This window comes from Arthrobacter sp. ZGTC131 (assembly GCF_002929275.1).
Taxonomy (GTDB): domain Bacteria; phylum Actinomycetota; class Actinomycetes; order Actinomycetales; family Micrococcaceae; genus Arthrobacter.
Genome location: NZ_PJIK01000005.1, coordinates 227,248 through 243,278, shown reverse-complemented (window position 1 = coordinate 243,278; position 16,031 = coordinate 227,248). Strand labels below are relative to the sequence as shown.

The following is a 16,031-nucleotide window of genomic DNA, read 5'->3' as shown; positions in this document are numbered from 1 at the left end:
ACAGCGGGCATGAGCTTCTTGCGGGCGAGGTCGCCCGTGACTCCGAAGAGCACGAGCGACGACGGTCCGGCGATCCGGTTCAGCCGGCGGTCCCGTGGATCCCGCAGCGGGTTCCCGTTCCTGCCTGCTGACCTTCTGCCGTTCAGGGTTTCTGGCATGGTTGGTTCGGTGCCTTAGCTTTCAGTGGCGGATGTGGCCTGGCCGGCAAGCGCGGAAACGATCTCCTGGAGCTGGGCCACGCCGGCTGCACGGTCGGTGAGGTGCAGGCGCAGGACGGGGCGGCCGTGTTCGCTCAGCACCTGGGCATCCCCTGCTGCCTGCGCCGAGATCAGTTCGCCGAAGGTGAACGGACGGTCCGGAATGGCAAGGTCCTGGCCGGAAGCCGCTGTCACCTGCAGGAAGACGCCGATGGCGGGGCCGCCCTTGTGGAACTGGCCGGTGGAGTGGAGGAAGCGAGGTCCCCAGCCGAAGGTGACCGGACGGCCGCTGACTGCGGCGAGTTCGTCGCGGATGCCTTCGAGGCGTGCGTAGGCCAGCCGGTCAAAGTAGGCCTGCACGCTGAGGTAGCCGTCGCTGCCCAGCTGGCCGAGCAGCGCGGAAACGGCGTCTGCCGCGGTGGCCGAGCCGCCGAGCCAGTCGCCGCCGCGCACTTCAATGGCGCCGTCAACGAAGGCCGCCGGCGTGGGTTCCGGCTGCGCGTCCAGCAGGCCGCGGGCAGCGACCTTGGCTGCTTCGACGTCGGGCTGGTCAAACGGGTTGATGCCCAGAAGCCGGCCGGCCACTGCCGTGGCAAACTCCCACACCATCATCTGGGTGGCGAGCCCGCCCGCGATGGCAACCTCGTTTTCGCCGAGTTCGACGTCGGCATCCGGGCTCACGAGCCGCACCACCACTACGTCTTCGGCTCCGGAGGTAACCTCCGGCGCCGACGGGCCGGCAACCACGGGCAGGACGCCCGTGCCGAGCTTGCCGGTGGATTCGGCGATGAGCTGCTCGGCCCAGTCGGCAAAGCCCACGATCCCCGAGCCGTCCTCGGCGATGACGATCTTGTCGCGCAGCGGGTTGGTCCCGCCGAGTGCCGTCGCCAGGGCCAGCCCGATGTTCTCGGGCGCGTCCTCGTTCAGGATTTCGGCGGCTTCCTCAGCCTCGTCCAGGAAGGACTCGATGTCGACGCCCGCCAGGCCGGAGGGCACGAGCCCGAAGGCGGTCAGGGCGGAATAGCGTCCACCCACATTCGGATCCGCGTTGAAGATGGCACGGTAGCCGGCCTCGCGGGACGCCTTGTCCAGCGGCGACCCGGGGTCGGTCACGATGATGATCCGGCTCTTGGCGTCGATGCCGGCTTCGTTGAACGCGTGCTCGAAGACCCGCCGCTGCGAGTCGGTTTCAAGGGTCGAACCAGACTTCGAAGAAACCACGATCGCGGTCTCGGCGAGACGGTCCGCGAGGGCAGCACCGACCTGTTCGGGGTCGGTGCTGTCCAGCACGGTCAGCTCGACGCCAGCGGTGCCGGCGATGACTTCAGGAGCGAGCGAGGATCCGCCCATGCCGCAAAGGACGATGCGCGTGACGCCGTCGGCCTTCAGGGCATCGCGGAGTTCCAGGATACCGGCGACGAGCGGCCGTGCGACCGTGGCAGCCTCGACCCAGCCCAGACGGACTGCGGACTCGGCTTCTGCATCGGGACCCCACAGCGTATGGTCCCTCGCGAAGATTCGGGTGGCGATCCGGTCCTCCACCAGTGCTGGCAGGTGCTGCTCAAGAGCCTTCCGGGCGGCGCCGGTGGCGTCGTAGCTGAGTGTGCTCATTGTGTACTAGGAAGCCTTCCGTGCGGTGGCGAGGGCGCCCTCAACATCGGCCAGCAGTTCCTTCCAGCTGGCGACGAACTTGTCGAGGCCTTCGGATTCGAGCACGGCCACGACCTCGTTGTACGAGACGCCCAGGGCGTCCAGCGCGTTGAGCGTAGCATTCGCATCGTCGTAGCCGTTGGTGACAGTGTCCCCGGTGACCACGCCGTGGTCGAACGTGGCGTCGAGGGTCTTCTCCGGCATGGTGTTCACGACGCCGGGTGCAACGAGTTCGGTCACGTAGAGGGTGTCAGGGTAGGCCGGATCCTTCACGCCGGTGGAGGCCCAGAGCGGACGCTGCGGCAGGGCGCCTGCCTCGGCCAGCACCGCCCAGCGCTCGGTGGAGAACTGCTCCTCGTAGACCTGGTAGGCGAGGCGGGCGTTGGCGACGCCGGCCTTGCCCTTGAGTGCCTTCGCTTCGTCGGTGCCGATGGCGTCGAGGCGCTTGTCGATCTCGCTGTCCACGCGGGAGACGAAGAACGAGGCCACCGAGTGGATCTTGGAGAGGTCGTGGCCGTTGTCCTTGGCCTGCTCCAGGCCGCTCTGGAAGGCGTTGATGACAGCGCGGTAGCGTTCCAGCGAGAAGATCAGGGTCACGTTGACGCTGATGCCCTCGGCCAGGGTAGCCGTGATGGCCTCCAGGCCTTCGAGCGTGGCGGGGATCTTGATGTGGACGTTGTCCCGGCCGACCTTCTTGTACAGGTGCTTGGCTTCGGCGATGGTTCCGGCGGTGTCCCAGGCGAGGCGGGGATCAACCTCGATCGAAACGCGGCCGTCCACGCCCTTGGTTGCCGCGGCGACGGGAGCGAAGAGGTCGCAGGCGTCCGCGACGTCCGTGGTGGTGATTTCGAAGATGGTTTCCTCGATGGACGCTCCGGCCGCGGCCTGCTTGGCGATGGTGGCGTCGTAGTCGTGGCCGGTGGTGATGGCGGCGTGGAAGATGCTGGGGTTCGTGGTGACACCCACAACGTTCTTCTCTTCGATGAGCTTCTGCAGCGTGCCCGTCTTCAGGCGGCCGCGGGAAAGGTCATCGAGCCAGATGGAAACGCCGGCGTCGGAGAGCTGCTGCGTGGGAGTGGTAGTCATGTCGTTTCTCCTTGAAACTGTAGGTGCTGTCAGGACTGGATTCCGGCGAGGGAATCCTTGGCGGCGGCGGTGACAGCTTCCGCCGTGATGCCGAATTCCTGGAAGAGGCGCTTGTAGTCGGCGGAGGCGCCGAAGTGCTCGAGGCTGATGGAGCGTCCGGCGTCGCCGACGAACTCCTTCCAGCCCAGGGCCAGACCGGCCTCGACCGAAACGCGGGCCTTGACGGCAGCGGGAAGCACTGCCTCGCGGTAGGCGGCGTCCTGCTTGTTGAACCACTCGACGCACGGCATGGAGACCACGCGGGTGGCGATGCCCTCGGCCTGCAGCGCTTCGCGGGCCTCAACGGCCAGCTGGACTTCCGAGCCGGTGCCGATCAGGATGACCTGGGCGTCGACCGTCTGGCCGTCCTTGGAGGCCTCGGCCAAGACGTATCCGCCCTTCGCGACGCCGGCGGTGGAGCCGAAGGTGTCACCCTCGGCTTCGCCCTCGCCGCGGGCATAGGTCGGAATGTTCTGGCGGGTCAGCACGATGCCGGCGGGGTTCTCGTGGTTCTCCAGCATGGTCTTCCATGCCGCGGCGACCTCGTTGGCGTCACCGGGACGGACAACGTCCAGGCCCGGGATGGCGCGCAGTGACGCAAGCTGCTCCACCGGCTGGTGGGTGGGACCGTCCTCGCCCAGACCGATGGAGTCGTGGGTCCAGACATACAGGGACGGCACGCCCATGAGCGCGCCGAGGCGGATGGCGGGACGCTGGTAGTCGCTGAAGATCAGGAACGTACCGGAGAATGCGCGGGTCTTGCCGTGCAGGGCGATGCCGTTGACGATCGACGCGGCAGCGTGCTCGCGAATGCCGAAGTGCAGGACCCGGCCGTACGGGTTACCCTTCCAGGCTTCGGTCTGCTTGGACGCCGGAACGAACGACGGCGAACCTTCGATCGTGGTGTTGTTCGACTCCGCGAGGTCTGCTGAGCCGCCCCAGAGTTCCGGCATGACCGGGCCGATGGCGTTCAGGACCTTGCCGGAGGCCGCACGGGTGGAGACGTCCTTGCCTGCGGGGAACACGGGCAGGGCCGCGTCCAGTTCGGACGGCAGTTTGCGCGCTTCCACGCGCTCCAGGAGTGCGGCCGCTTCGGGGTGGGCGGACTGCCAGGCTCCGAAGGCCTCCTCCCATTCCTTGCGTGCGTGGGCACCGCGGTCCACGACGGCGCGGGCGTGGGCCAGCACCTCTTCGTCGACCTCGAAGGTCTTCTCGGGATCGAAGCCCAGGACTTCCTTCAGTGCCGCTACTTCTTCGGAACCCAGGGCCGAGCCGTGGATCTTGCCGGTGTTCTGCTTCTTCGGCGCGGGGTAGCCGATGATGGTGCGCAGCGAAACGATGGAGGGCTTGGACGTCTCGGCCTGGGCAGCCTGGAGCGCGGCGTGCAGCTCCTGGACGTCTTCCTGGTACTCGCCCGTCTTCGTCCAGTCGACGCGCTGGACGTGCCAGCCGTAGGCCTCGTAGCGCTTCAGGACGTCCTCGGTGAAGGCGATGTCGGTGTCGTCTTCAATGGAGATGTGGTTCTCGTCGTAGATCACCACGAGGTTGCCGAGTTCCTGGTGGCCGGCGAGGGACGACGCCTCGGAGGTGACACCCTCCTGGAGGTCGCCGTCGGAGGCGATGACCCAGATGGTGTGGTCGAACGGGCTGGTGCCGGGGGCGGCATCGGCGTCGAACAGTCCGCGCTGGCGGCGCTGGGAGTAGGCGAAGCCAACCGCGGACGCGAGGCCCTGGCCGAGCGGCCCGGTGGTGATCTCCACGCCGGCGGTGTGCTTGTATTCCGGGTGGCCCGGGGTCAGCGATCCCCAGGTGCGCAGCGCCTGCAGGTCCTTCAGTTCCAGGCCGTAGCCGGAGAGGAACAGCTGGATGTAAAGCGTCAGGGACGTGTGGCCGGGGGAGAGGATAAACCGGTCGCGGCCGATCCAGTCCGGGTTCTTGGGGTCGTGGCGCATCATCTTCTGAAAGAGAAGGTATGCGGCCGGAGCCAGGCTCATTGCGGTGCCGGGGTGGCCATTGCCCACCTTTTCGACGGCGTCGGCGGCGAGGACACGGACCGTGTCAACCGCGCGCTGGTCCAAGCTGGTCCATGTCAGTTCTTGCTCTTTCAAATGTGGCACGAAAACCGGGCCCCTCTCTGTGCTAACGGCAAGCGGTACGGACAGGTCGCGGCAAGGGCACAGGTTGGTGCCCGCTGCGTTTTTGTCTACCAGCCGTTCACCATTGAAACGTTGATCTTCATTCAGTCGCCGGACGGTATGGGAATGCGGTTTCTAGCCGTCTCCCAGTGTGCGCTGATCTGCAGACAGCTTAGCTCTATTCCACACTGCGGGCAGCGAAAATCTCACCAAATGGACGCAATTTCTCTTTTGTGAATCACTCTTTCCGGGACTCTCAGGTGAGGCTGCGTTAATGTGCTCGAAGCGAGCTCGAACGAATCATTTTCAGTGATTTGCCCGAGTCGGGTGGTGCCAACGACGGATGCGGGTCCGCGGTATGATATCGGGAGGCCACCGGCGGACCAGCAGTAACCGCTCAGCGGACTGCCAAGCCCGTCCATCGCCGTTGAGGGATCAATCCGGACCCAGGATTCGGGCAGATCAGTCAGATAACACCGCCAGACAGAACAGAGTGACTGCCAACGTGAGCACAACAGATACGCCGCTGACCTCCGCCAAGGTCCACGGAAAAGCCGGACTAGCCCGCAAGGCGAAGGCGTACCTTGCTCTCACCAAACCGCGGGTCATTGAACTTCTGCTGGTCAGCACGCTCCCCACCATGATCTATGCCCAGCGCGGATTTCCGTCCCTTGGGCTCATCATTGCAACGCTGGTGGGCGGTGCGTTCGCAGCCGGCAGCGCTGGCGCCTTCAACTGCTACATCGACCGCGACATCGACAAGCTGATGCACCGTACCGAAAAGCGCCCGCTAGTCACCGGCGAGGTCACGCCGCGTGAGGCCCTCATCTTTGCCTGGTTGCTGGGCGCTGCCGCCATCGCCATCCTCTGGTTCGGCGCGAATCCGCTGTCCGCCTGGCTAGGGCTCGGGGCGATCGTCTTCTACGTGGTGATCTACACCATGATCCTGAAGCGGCGCACCGCCCAGAACATCGTCTGGGGCGGCGCGGCCGGCTGCTTCCCGGTTCTCATTGCGTGGGCCGCCGTCACCAACACCGTGGAGTGGCCGGCAGTCGTCCTGTTCATGGTGATCTTCCTGTGGACGCCGCCGCACTACTGGCCGCTGTCCATGCGCTACGGCGAGGACTACCGGAACGCCAACGTGCCCATGCTCGGCGCCATTGCCGGCGCCAAGGTGGTTTCCGTGCAGGTGGTCCTCTACGCCTGGGCCATGGTGGCGTGTTCGCTGCTCATGGTTCCCGCCGGCGGCGCTGGCTGGGTCTACACCGCGACCGCCGTTCTCGCCGGCGCCTGGTTCCTGTACGAGTCCCACGCCCTCTACAACCGGGCGCAGGGCGGGGATCTGTCGGACAAGGGTGCCATGAAGGTCTTCCACGGCTCCATCAGCTACCTGACGCTCCTCTTCATCGCCCTGGCCGTGGACCCGTTCGTGGGCTCCGCCATCATGGGCTGACCGGGCACCCCAAGACGCTCTGTCAGCTTTCGCAAGAGATTCGGTAACGCTCCTTCACACCGTGTGGAGGAGCGTTCCTAATTCTGTATTAGCGGCTCCATTTGAGCTTCCGAAGCCGCTGCCGTGTCGGGTTTCCTGACACCCTGCCCCGGTGGACTCCTATAGATTTCCTGGCCTTGGAGGCCTCGCAAAAGAGCGGCTGCCACTTGGCGGATTAGGCTCGTCTCACAGCTTTGCGTGACCTGTTCCTGTTCGCATGCCCAGCGGTTACCGGGTTGCTAGGGAGTGTCTGCGAGCTCTGCAGGGCCGCCAGGCTGATGCTCTTTGTGGTGCGAGCCCATCAAGGGGAGACCTCCCTCTAAATTGCCGAGCCTTCGAGCTCTTGATTAAGACTGAGGCCCTCTGGATGAGCCGGTGTCACGAACGGCTAGTGAGATGGCGGACCAACGAGTCCTGGAATTAGGTCGCCGCGTGCCCCGAACAGGCTCACCCATGACACGGAGAAGAGTTAGGAGCAGGAATTGAACGTGTACTGCGGCCTCGACTGGGCCGAAAATCACCATGACATCGCGCTCGTCAACGAAGCCGGCGAATTGCTGGCAAAGCAACGCATCACCGATGACGCCGCAGGCTACAAGATCCTGCTGGATCTGCTCGCGGCGCACGGCGACACCCCGCAGACCCCGATCCCCATAGCAATCGAGACCAGCCACGGACTCCTCGTAGCCACCCTGCGAACAGGAACCCGCCAGGTCTACGCCGTGAACCCGCTCTCAGCCGCCCGATACCGGGACCGGCACGCCGTTTCCGGCAAGAAATCCGACCACGGCGACGCACTCGTCCTAGCCAATATCCTGCGCACCGATATGGCAGCCCACCGGCCCCTGCCACAGGACAGCGAACTGGCCCGGGCGATCACCGTCCTCGCCCGAGCTCAACAAGACGCCGTCTGGACGCGGCAGCAAATAGCCAACCAAGTTCGCTCGCTCCTGCGCTGCTACTATCCCGCAACGCTACAGGCGTTCCTTGGCAAACAGAATGGCCTCACCCGAGAGGATGCACGCATCATCCTGCCATTGCTCCCACCCCGGCCCGGGCAGCGAAACTCACGACAACACAGCTGCAGTCAGCCCTTCGCCGATCAGGCCGCAGCAGGGGAATCGAGGCAGAAGCAGCCAGACTCAAAGAGATATTCCGCGATAACTACGCCCGACACCCCCAGCCCATCGAGGACGCCATGGGCATGCAACTATCAGCCCTGCTGCTGCAACTGGACGCCGCATGCACCGCAGCAGACCGGCTCGCCCAGGCCGTTGAAGAGGCATTCCTGCAGCACCCAGACGCACAAATTCTCCAGAGCTTCCCAGGCCTAGGCGTCCAACTCGGAGCACGAATACTGGCCGAGGTCGGCGACGACCCCACCCGATTCGTCGACGCCCGAGCGCTGAAAGCCTACGCAGAATCAGCCCCGATCACGCGCGCATCCGGGAAAAAGACCTACGTCGGCCGACGATACGTCAAAAACCACCGGCTGATGCACGCAGGATTCCTCTGGGCCTTCGCCTCCCTCAAATGCTCCAATGGCGCCAACGAACACTACCGACGGCGCCGCGCAGCCGGCGACTGGCACGCAGCTGCCCAACGCAACCTCTTCAACCGATTCCTCGGCCAGCTCTACTACTGCCTTCAAAGCCGGAACCTATTCGACGAGCATCACGCCTTCGCATCTGCCGCCTGACCAAAACCCCATCAAACAACCCAAGACTCTTCAACGGCCGGGATCGGTCGTGATGCTGTGCTGCCGCACTGCGCCTACGGCTCGCGGACGGGTACGGCACCGACTACGGTGACCGGCCTTACCGCTTCTGGCATTAGCCCAGTTCCTCCACCGACGGCACGGCCAAGCTGAATGGCTCTCCACACTCACAATCACGCGTCAGCTAGTCCCACCCCCTAGGGGGAACCCTGACCGGGCCGAAAATTGGCCTCTTCAGCACCTACTGTCCAAGGCGGCCAAGAATGGGCGTTCCAAAGGATTGCAACCCTCTGTGGGACGGTCCGCCCGCGAATCATCGCTGCCCTGAGTGAGGGCTGCCGAATCCGCGACAAAGCTGTCTCCTGAGCGGACTCGTTGGCCAAGAACAGCGGGCTGGGACCATTGGTTTATTGGTGCGCATAGTTCAGGCTTTGAGGATCTGGACAGGACGCATCAGCAGGTTTTCACTAGCGTCTTGTCTGCGTTTTGTGCTTCGGGGAAGAAGAAGACGATGAGCGGGATGGACGATCTCATGGCAGAGTCCAACGACCGTTGGGCAGACGCGATGAGAAGAGCCCAGGGCATAGAAGACAACGGCCTTGGCGAGGCCGTGAAAACCTACTACACACGCTATTTCCCAGCCGGCCTGTTCATCCTGGTCGCGGCCGGAACCATGGGCGGAATCTTGGCTTTCCGAGCCACGCTGGCGGAATGGGCGTCCTTCCTGATGTTCGGGTTTCTCCTTGCAGTGCTGGGTATCTTGATTGGGGGCCTGGTCTACAACGCGAAGAAGGTGGTGCCTGCAGCCAACTTGGGAAAGATCGACGTGCTGCTTTCTCTGGAGAGCGAAGAACAAAAGCAGGTCCGCCGTCAGATCGCAGGGAAAGCACCCATCGATCCGGAACACCTTGAGGTCACCCGGGCCGCCGCAGTGCAGCTGCGAAAGGGCCTTGCCACGCAGATGCTCCTGCAGCCGATGTTTCCGCTTGTCTTCATTCCTCAAGCGATAAACTTCGCCCTGCGCGGCGACAGTCTATTCGCATGGACACGCCGGCCCGCTTTATCACTCATGATCGCTTCTATGGCACGCCTACATCAGCTCTAAAGGCTGCCTTTAGCCAGGTTGACGAGTTTGTTAGATCCCACCCGGAACGCTTCGGAGGGGCCTACTTTAATTTCAACTATTCAGCCATCCACGTGTGGACTGTCGGCGGGTCATGGCAGGATCCCGAATTTGTACGGCTGAGGGAGACGCTGGATCCGAGTGGTGAATTCATCGCTGATGTCGGAACTGGGAAACCGCTGACGTATCTCACTGCGTTGCGGAGTCAGCTTGCGACGAGGTTCCATCCAGGCCCACAGAGCAAGATTGCCGCAGTGATGGTGGACCCGATCTATAACGCTGTCAGAGTCCAAATCAGGTACTCCGAGGGGGACGTTTCTCTGCATCGCATGCCGCTAGCCCTCCAAATTGCATCAGTAGCCCCGGAAATCGTCATTGAAAGCGTAGGGGGAAAATTCACCACCAACTAGAACAAGCGCAGCCCGCTACAGCCGCTGGACGAACCCTGCACGGCACAGTTCGATAGGTCTAGTCCACGTTTCCCCTCTTCGGCTCTTCGGCGCTTCGGCGCTTCGCATAGAATTGTTCACCGCTCCGATCTTGGCCAGGGATGTACGCCGGCTGACCCAGAAAATAGCCGGTTGGGGTTATGCAGTACTTTCCCACCCATCTCGTAATCCGGGGTTCCGGTAGGTGCTGCTGCACGCCAAACTGACTCGGACGTGATTAGCTGCCCCCGACAGAATCAAAAGCGGTAGCAAGGAAACGGCATGGCAGGTAGACGTGAGTATCGATCCGGCCGGCGATCGGCCCCGACCCGACTCCGCTTTGGACAGATACCTTTAGCATTCCTGGAAGCGGCCTTCCGGCTGCTTTCAGGGGATTGGGACTCGTCCAGCTTTACGTACTCGCCCGACCGATCACAGCTGCCTTCCCGGACGAAAGTTCCCGTCAGCTGGCGAAAATCCATAAAACTAGCATCGGAATCCAATGTGTTTTCTGAACACCGCGTGGGCCTCATAATCCGCGGACAAAAAGCCGGCAACTATATTGCTGTTCAACCCTCAAAACGTTACGGATGGGATGTCCAGATTTCTCGGAGGCGGAGCAGCCGGGGTACGAGCGACGCCTACCAACGCATGACAGATGCGCGTCTGCAAACATTGCTTGCGGACTGGGATGTCCGTTGGCTTCCCGTGGGTATTTATGCAGATGCAGTCACTCAGCGGTTCTTTCGCAAGGCAATTATGGGCGAGGACGATCTATAGCGGCGCGCCAGGGATCTGATCAGTTCCGCTGCACCGGCTGTCCCCGCACCCTGAAGCACATAAGTTTTCCGGGCTGGATGTTGGCCGCTGAGGCCGGGGCTGTCCATTGGACTGCGTACACGTTCCTTGGTCGTGAGGCTGATGTTGAATAGCCAAGGCTGGACCATACTGTTCCTATGAGACCAAGGCTTGTTGGTTGCGCGGTCGTTGCTATGTTCTCGATGGTGCTGTCAGCTTGCACCTCGCCCCGGCCACCTGCCGGCGAGCTGCCGCCAGGTCCTACGGAGCAACAGTCCACAACGGCCGCGCCTGGAGAGCTTGTGGGCCGCGGGTTGGTGCGTCAGGAGGGAAATGAGCTGCCTCGATTCTGTATGGGTGGCATCGCAACCTCCGATCCGCCCTTATGCACTGGGCCGCCTCTCCGCGGCTGGGACTGGTCAGTAGCGGACGGCGAAGTGACAGTGGCTAACGTAACCTACGGAGACTTCGTGGTTCACGGGACCTGGGACGGAACCAGTTTCACCGTCACAAGACCCCCACGAAGCATCTCGTCCAACGAATCATGGGGAGAACCGGATCCTCGACAGGATCCACGCAACCCTGGCACCGGGAGCAAAGCGCGCCTGCAGCAAATCCAACGCGAGATATGGGAGACGGAGCGACCCGCGGCAGATACACGGGTCGAAAACGGTTACCTCTTCAGGTACGTTCCCCATGACGACGGATCGCTGCAGAAGGCGATGGATAAGCGCTACGGGCCGGGGATCGTCGTGGTCCGGTCCCAGCTCCGCCCCGCCGACTAAGCCGTCCGCATCCTCAACGGTTGCTGGGACTGTTTTGGCCGCGGGACCAAATCGAATTATTGGCTTACCGAGCCAAATAGTTCAGGATGTGAGCATCAAAGTCAGCAACTCAACAGCAGGATTTTATGTTGTCGGTCCACGTAGGAGCCCCACCAAGAGGAATGGAAAAATGGGCGGAATCGAGGACCTTATGGCGGAGTCCAACGAACGTTGGGCTCAGGCCACCAAGAGAGCTCAGGGGTTGGCGGACCGTGGCCTGGGCAAAGCTGTGAAGACCTACTACACGCGATTCTGGCCAGGCGGCGTGTTCGTCTTGGTCGTAATTGGCTCCGTGGTGGCGGCCCTAGCGTTTGGGGGTTCTTTGGGTGACTGGCCATCCTACCTAGCGTTTGGCTTCATGCTGGCAGGACTAGGCACCATGATCGGAGGCCTGGTCTTCAACTCGAAGAAAGTTGTACCGGCAGCCGACTATGGAAATGTCGACGTGACCCTTTCGCTAACGAGCGATGAACGGAAACACGTTCGCCGTCAGATCGCAGGTAAGACCACAATCGTTCCGGAGCATCTCACGGTAACCCGGGGAGCGGCTGTGCAGATGCGAAAGGCCCTTGCAACGCAGCTGCTGATAATGCCGTTCTACCCCTTGGTTTTCATTCCTCAAGCCCTCAACAGCGCCGGGCGTGATGATCCATTCGGCTGGGTATTTCTAATCGCGGTGTTTCTCCTCATGATCGGGATGATATTCGTCGTACGCGATTTCAGTCGCGCTGGTCGATTCCTCGGACGGACAGCTGGACAACCTTCGGGAATGCGGTAGGGGAACAGCTGCTGGAACAAGCAGCCGGGAAAAATGGTGCCATGACGAGATATACATGCTCTGTTTGCGGATGGCCGGGTCTTACCGAACCACCTCGCTCATCTTCCGGAGGTGGGTCATACGAAATCTGTTGGAGCTGCGGCTTTGAGTTCGGAGTTACTGACGACGACCTTGGATATAGCTATGCGCAGTGGCGCGAACAGTGGATCCAGAAGGGCATGCCGTGGGATGAAGCGAATCGCCGAAACGTTGGGACCCAGTGAAGCAGCTGCGTGGGCTGCAAACGGGGTCTGGCGATTGATCGCAATCGCTTCATGGTCTGAAAGCGGGATATTCACTGGCCGTCTGCCCAAGGGTTATTGGACTCTCTCGCGGCCGCGATAATGGGCAACCTGTCGGCCGTGCCCAACTGCGGCTACGGCACTCGCGTCCCGTCATAACCCGACAGTCGCCCTATCCGCGCGAGCGAAATGTACGGTGAGTGCCATTCGATTGGTATGTCGTGCAGCCAGTCCTGGAGCTCCTCGAGGGTGTCGAACGACGGGTCATACTCGTCGTCGCCGGGACCAGCATTATCCTCATCAACCAGCCAGTAGTCGGCCGTATATGAGAAGTCGGCCGGCACGTACTCATGGTCGAGTGCAGCGTCGCCATGCACCTTGATCAAGAGGTCGTGCCCCACGTACGGCCCGCTGAGTACTCTGCCCGTGAATTCTCGGCGACCTGCGATGAGGGCTTCCCATTGCGGTCCGTATCCGTAGCCTGGCTCGGGCAGTGATTCCAGCTCCTGCACCCGGACTTTCCGAGCTTGCCACTGTCGATCTAATTTCAGACGCGCAGTCCGCCATTTCCACATCCTCCAATGATGCACCGATCCACTGAGCGGCTTAGCCTCCCGCTGGGTCCGCCACTGAGCGATTCTCCGCTTGTGGAACCCGCAGTGGACGATACAGGCCTAGCCTGGTTACTACCCTGAGATTCCGGCTTTGAACTAAGCAGAGCAAGAGCGTGAGCAAGCTGCTCCACTTTGCGGTCCATCGCAGGCAGAACTCCGTTGTATTCGGTTGTTGTCATCGATGCCCGTCATAATGCTGCTGTGAGCAACGACGACCTCTGGCGGCGGGGACCCATGGGAATGGACCCGACACTGGATGACTTTCGGTTGCCTTCCAGCGACCGCTGCTGGTGGTGCGGGGACGTAGCCACGACTGAGGAGCATCGGATCAAGCATTCCACGCTTCGACGGGTCGCCCAGTCCGAGGAAGGCAAAGTCCATCCTGGCAATGTTTTTAAGAAGAGTTCTGACTTCGAGGGGGCGCTGCACAGCATCAAAAAGGGCGCGCAAGTTCGCTGGCGTAAGAATTTGTGCGCCAACTGCAACAACGCCAGGAGCCAGCCCTTCGACCTGGCCTACGATCTCTTCGAGGCGTACCTCGTAGATCATATGGACGACATGATGCGGTGGAAGAGTCTTGACTGGCCGGCTGTGTATGGCAGTGACTGGGAGGAGAAAGCGCGGGACCTCGCGCGCTACTTCGCTAAGCAGGTCGGCTGCATGCTGGCGACGCAGCGGCTGCCTGTGCCGCAAGAGTTGGTCGCCTTTCTTAATGGAGCCGAGCGATGCCCTTCCACGTGATTCCTGCTCTATATCAATTGGCGAGGTGGCGACGCCCACGGAATGATGCGTCGACACGGCGACAAAGACGGGCTGTCTACCTTCGTTGGACTGCTCGACGCCCAGGCGTACCAAAGGCAGGGCGAATTTTCTGGAGTCAGGTACGGCTATCACATCGGCTACGTCTGGATGATCTGCGAATGGTTCGAAGGCACGGATCGGCTCTCCTGGTTTGAACATCCGTCGATCTACCTGCCGCGAATCAATGATCGTTGGAGGGATCGGCTCGGATGGCGAGCCCGCCAGTTCCTGTCGGAGAGCAAGCACTTATTGCACCACTTCGGCGGTACCAAACCTGAAGGCTGACCATTTTCACGTCTTTGCTCTGAGGCACTGGGAGAGAGTTTCGCGGTTGATGCCGATAACATGCCAAGCCTGCAGACGAAGGCTAACGCAGGCTCTCTTTGAGGAACCTCTGCCGGGACGACAGGCGCGCCGCATGCTCTAGCTCGATGGATCGGCTGCACCTCGTCCGGCTTGGACCTGGTCTAAAGCCGTCAGCAGGCCGTGGGCGTCTGGGACGTCAAAAAAGGCTACATTCTGTCCCAGGCCAAGGCTGAAGAAGTCCAGCCCCGTGTTCTGATACATGCCGAACATGCCCATGGCGCCCTGATACCCGAAAGTCACACTCACATGTTGGCCGTCCTTAGACCTGTCCACCTTGGTTGGCATAGCCCTTACGGGGGTATCAGCAACCGACCTGTTCCCTGTGCAAACGATCGCCCGACTGTCTGTGAGTCCATAGGCTGTGGCGACCTTTCGCCGTTTTTTGGCAATGAAACGGCCGAAAATAAAGTAGAGGCCCACCACGACGAATGGAATTCCCCAAATAACGAACAAAGGTGATTCGGATCTAGTGATGGCCATGATTTGCCATACGACCGCAAATCCACCCCAGAGGATGCTGAAAGGCACGAGGAACGCATCAGCGCCTGTAAAGCGAACTCTGGGGTCGGGTTGACCAACCCACAGGAGCCGTTCGCCCTGGCGAAGGAGTGGCAGAATCCGGCTTCTTGGATCGTTCATGCTGAAGTGTTACACAGCCAGTTCCTGCCTGAACAGGGCAAACCTTAGCGAGTAAGTGCCGACGGCGCCTCAATGCTGCAGCTTTTGGAGACAGGCCGAAGACGCCGGACAAGCAGAGCCGGTTTGGGGAAATTCCTGTGACTGTCATTTCAGAATGGCGGTTTTTCACAGTTCAGTTTGACGGCTCGGGTCGTTGCAAAAGAGCAGCCCATAGCGGGATGGTTGCGGCGCGAGCGCGGGAACCGTCATTGAATGAAGGACGCTAATCAGTATGCAGCCTCAAACCCACCGACCATACTAATATCGAGCTGCGCCAAGCACGGCAGTTCTTCACTTCAATCTATGCTGGGGCGGCCCGATGAAGAGCTACACGATGGAAGACAGCTTCACGGTCGCTGAAGACGCCGATCTTCTATCTGGCCGCATAGCCAACCACCTAGCTGCAGTTGGACTGCGGCCAAACCAAACTCAGAACGGTATTGAAGTCCGCGCCGGATCAGACACTCTATTTCGTCTTTTGGGCACCCTCTTGGGCTTCAGACGTTTTCCTGTCGGGCTCGAAGTGGTGGTCAGGTCGGATGAGGAAGGAACCAGGGTCATTTCTTCCGCCTACGACCGCCTCGGGTGGTACGTCACCAAAAAGCTCTTCTGGGGAGAAGACAACCTCAACGGCAGGCTCACCGACCTGCTGAATGAAGTCCGAACCGCAGCCGGGCAGCCCATGCTTTCCCAACGAACCGCAGCCTTTAATCCCACCCATGCTGACGACATGGTCAGCCGGTTCATGAAGCCGGTTGACTCCATTTGGCGCCTGATCTTGGCCTGCGTTCTCGTCTTTGCCGCGTCCTTTGGTTTGTCGCTAGTGGCCATTTGGTTGCTTCCAGCAGGAGAAGTTATTGGAAATATCCTGCGGGGCATTGCGGCCGTCATCTCTGCGCTATTGATCCTGGCATATGCCGGCAGGCAAACGTCCTCGAGTCCTGGAAAACCTCAGAAGAGTATTCGATAGCGTGGCCTCTGAGCCGCAAATCCATTGCCCAGTTCTTGCAACAGCATGTGGCAT

General features: G+C 61.5%; 12 protein-coding genes and 2 pseudogenes. 8 read left to right on the top strand and 6 right to left on the bottom strand.

Annotated features, from left to right (window positions below; genetic code table 11):
* The 4 genes and pseudogenes from CXQ90_RS22865 to tkt form a co-directional block, all read right to left on the bottom strand.
* Window positions 1-158 (bottom strand): annotated as a pseudogene (locus CXQ90_RS22865) (glucose-6-phosphate dehydrogenase); the annotation flags it as partial.
* Window positions 159-173: 15 nt separating this feature from the next.
* Window positions 174-1,808 (bottom strand): glucose-6-phosphate isomerase, encoded by a 1,635-nt coding sequence (locus tag CXQ90_RS09335; protein ID WP_104138648.1) that lies wholly within the window; start codon window positions 1,806-1,808, stop codon window positions 174-176.
* Between the two features lie 6 nt (window positions 1,809-1,814).
* Complete coding sequence (tal, locus tag CXQ90_RS09330; RefSeq protein WP_104138646.1) at window positions 1,815-2,933, bottom strand: transaldolase; 1,119 nt, start codon at window positions 2,931-2,933, stop codon at window positions 1,815-1,817.
* 29 nt (window positions 2,934-2,962) lie between these two features.
* Window positions 2,963-5,080, bottom strand: coding sequence for a transketolase (tkt, locus tag CXQ90_RS09325; RefSeq protein ID WP_104138645.1), 2,118 nt, complete (start codon window positions 5,078-5,080; stop codon window positions 2,963-2,965).
* A gap of 520 nt (window positions 5,081-5,600) precedes the next feature.
* Here tkt and CXQ90_RS09320 point away from each other — a divergent pair.
* From CXQ90_RS09320 to CXQ90_RS09305, 5 genes and pseudogenes are all read left to right on the top strand, one after another.
* Window positions 5,601-6,560 (top strand): heme o synthase, encoded by a 960-nt coding sequence (locus CXQ90_RS09320; RefSeq protein ID WP_104138643.1) that lies wholly within the window; start codon window positions 5,601-5,603, stop codon window positions 6,558-6,560.
* A gap of 521 nt (window positions 6,561-7,081) precedes the next feature.
* Window positions 7,082-8,298: pseudogene (locus tag CXQ90_RS09315) on the top strand (IS110 family transposase).
* Between the two features lie 529 nt (window positions 8,299-8,827).
* Window positions 8,828-9,421 (top strand): hypothetical protein, encoded by a 594-nt coding sequence (locus tag CXQ90_RS09310; RefSeq protein WP_181038499.1) that lies wholly within the window; start codon window positions 8,828-8,830, stop codon window positions 9,419-9,421.
* Window positions 9,358-9,849 (top strand): hypothetical protein, encoded by a 492-nt coding sequence (locus CXQ90_RS22105; protein ID WP_146068870.1) that lies wholly within the window; start codon window positions 9,358-9,360, stop codon window positions 9,847-9,849. The genes CXQ90_RS09310 and CXQ90_RS22105 overlap by 64 nt, the downstream gene beginning before the upstream one ends.
* A gap of 1,689 nt (window positions 9,850-11,538) precedes the next feature.
* Window positions 11,539-12,267 (top strand): hypothetical protein, encoded by a 729-nt coding sequence (locus CXQ90_RS09305; protein WP_258064441.1) that lies wholly within the window; start codon window positions 11,539-11,541, stop codon window positions 12,265-12,267.
* 415 nt (window positions 12,268-12,682) lie between these two features.
* On the opposite strand, the gene CXQ90_RS09295 is transcribed toward CXQ90_RS09305, so the two are convergent.
* Window positions 12,683-13,060 carry a hypothetical protein gene (locus CXQ90_RS09295; protein WP_104138640.1) on the bottom strand — a complete coding sequence of 126 codons (378 nt, stop codon included), beginning with the start codon at window positions 13,058-13,060 and terminating at the stop codon, window positions 12,683-12,685.
* Window positions 13,061-13,363: 303 nt separating this feature from the next.
* Between CXQ90_RS09295 and CXQ90_RS09290 the strand changes: the two genes are divergently transcribed.
* Both CXQ90_RS09290 and CXQ90_RS09285 read left to right on the top strand, forming a co-directional pair.
* On the top strand, window positions 13,364-13,903 hold the full coding sequence (locus CXQ90_RS09290) for a hypothetical protein (protein WP_104138639.1): 540 nt from the start codon (window positions 13,364-13,366) through the stop codon (window positions 13,901-13,903).
* Between the two features lie 42 nt (window positions 13,904-13,945).
* A complete protein-coding gene (locus CXQ90_RS09285; RefSeq protein WP_146068869.1) occupies window positions 13,946-14,248 on the top strand; it encodes a hypothetical protein in 303 nt (100 codons plus the stop codon).
* A gap of 138 nt (window positions 14,249-14,386) precedes the next feature.
* On the opposite strand, the gene CXQ90_RS09280 is transcribed toward CXQ90_RS09285, so the two are convergent.
* A complete protein-coding gene (locus CXQ90_RS09280) occupies window positions 14,387-14,968 on the bottom strand; it encodes a hypothetical protein (protein WP_104138636.1) in 582 nt (193 codons plus the stop codon).
* 358 nt (window positions 14,969-15,326) lie between these two features.
* On the opposite strand from CXQ90_RS09280, the gene CXQ90_RS09275 reads away from it, so the two are divergent.
* On the top strand, window positions 15,327-15,977 hold the full coding sequence (locus CXQ90_RS09275) for a hypothetical protein (RefSeq protein WP_104138634.1): 651 nt from the start codon (window positions 15,327-15,329) through the stop codon (window positions 15,975-15,977).
* The last annotated feature ends 54 nt before the right edge of the window (window positions 15,978-16,031 follow it).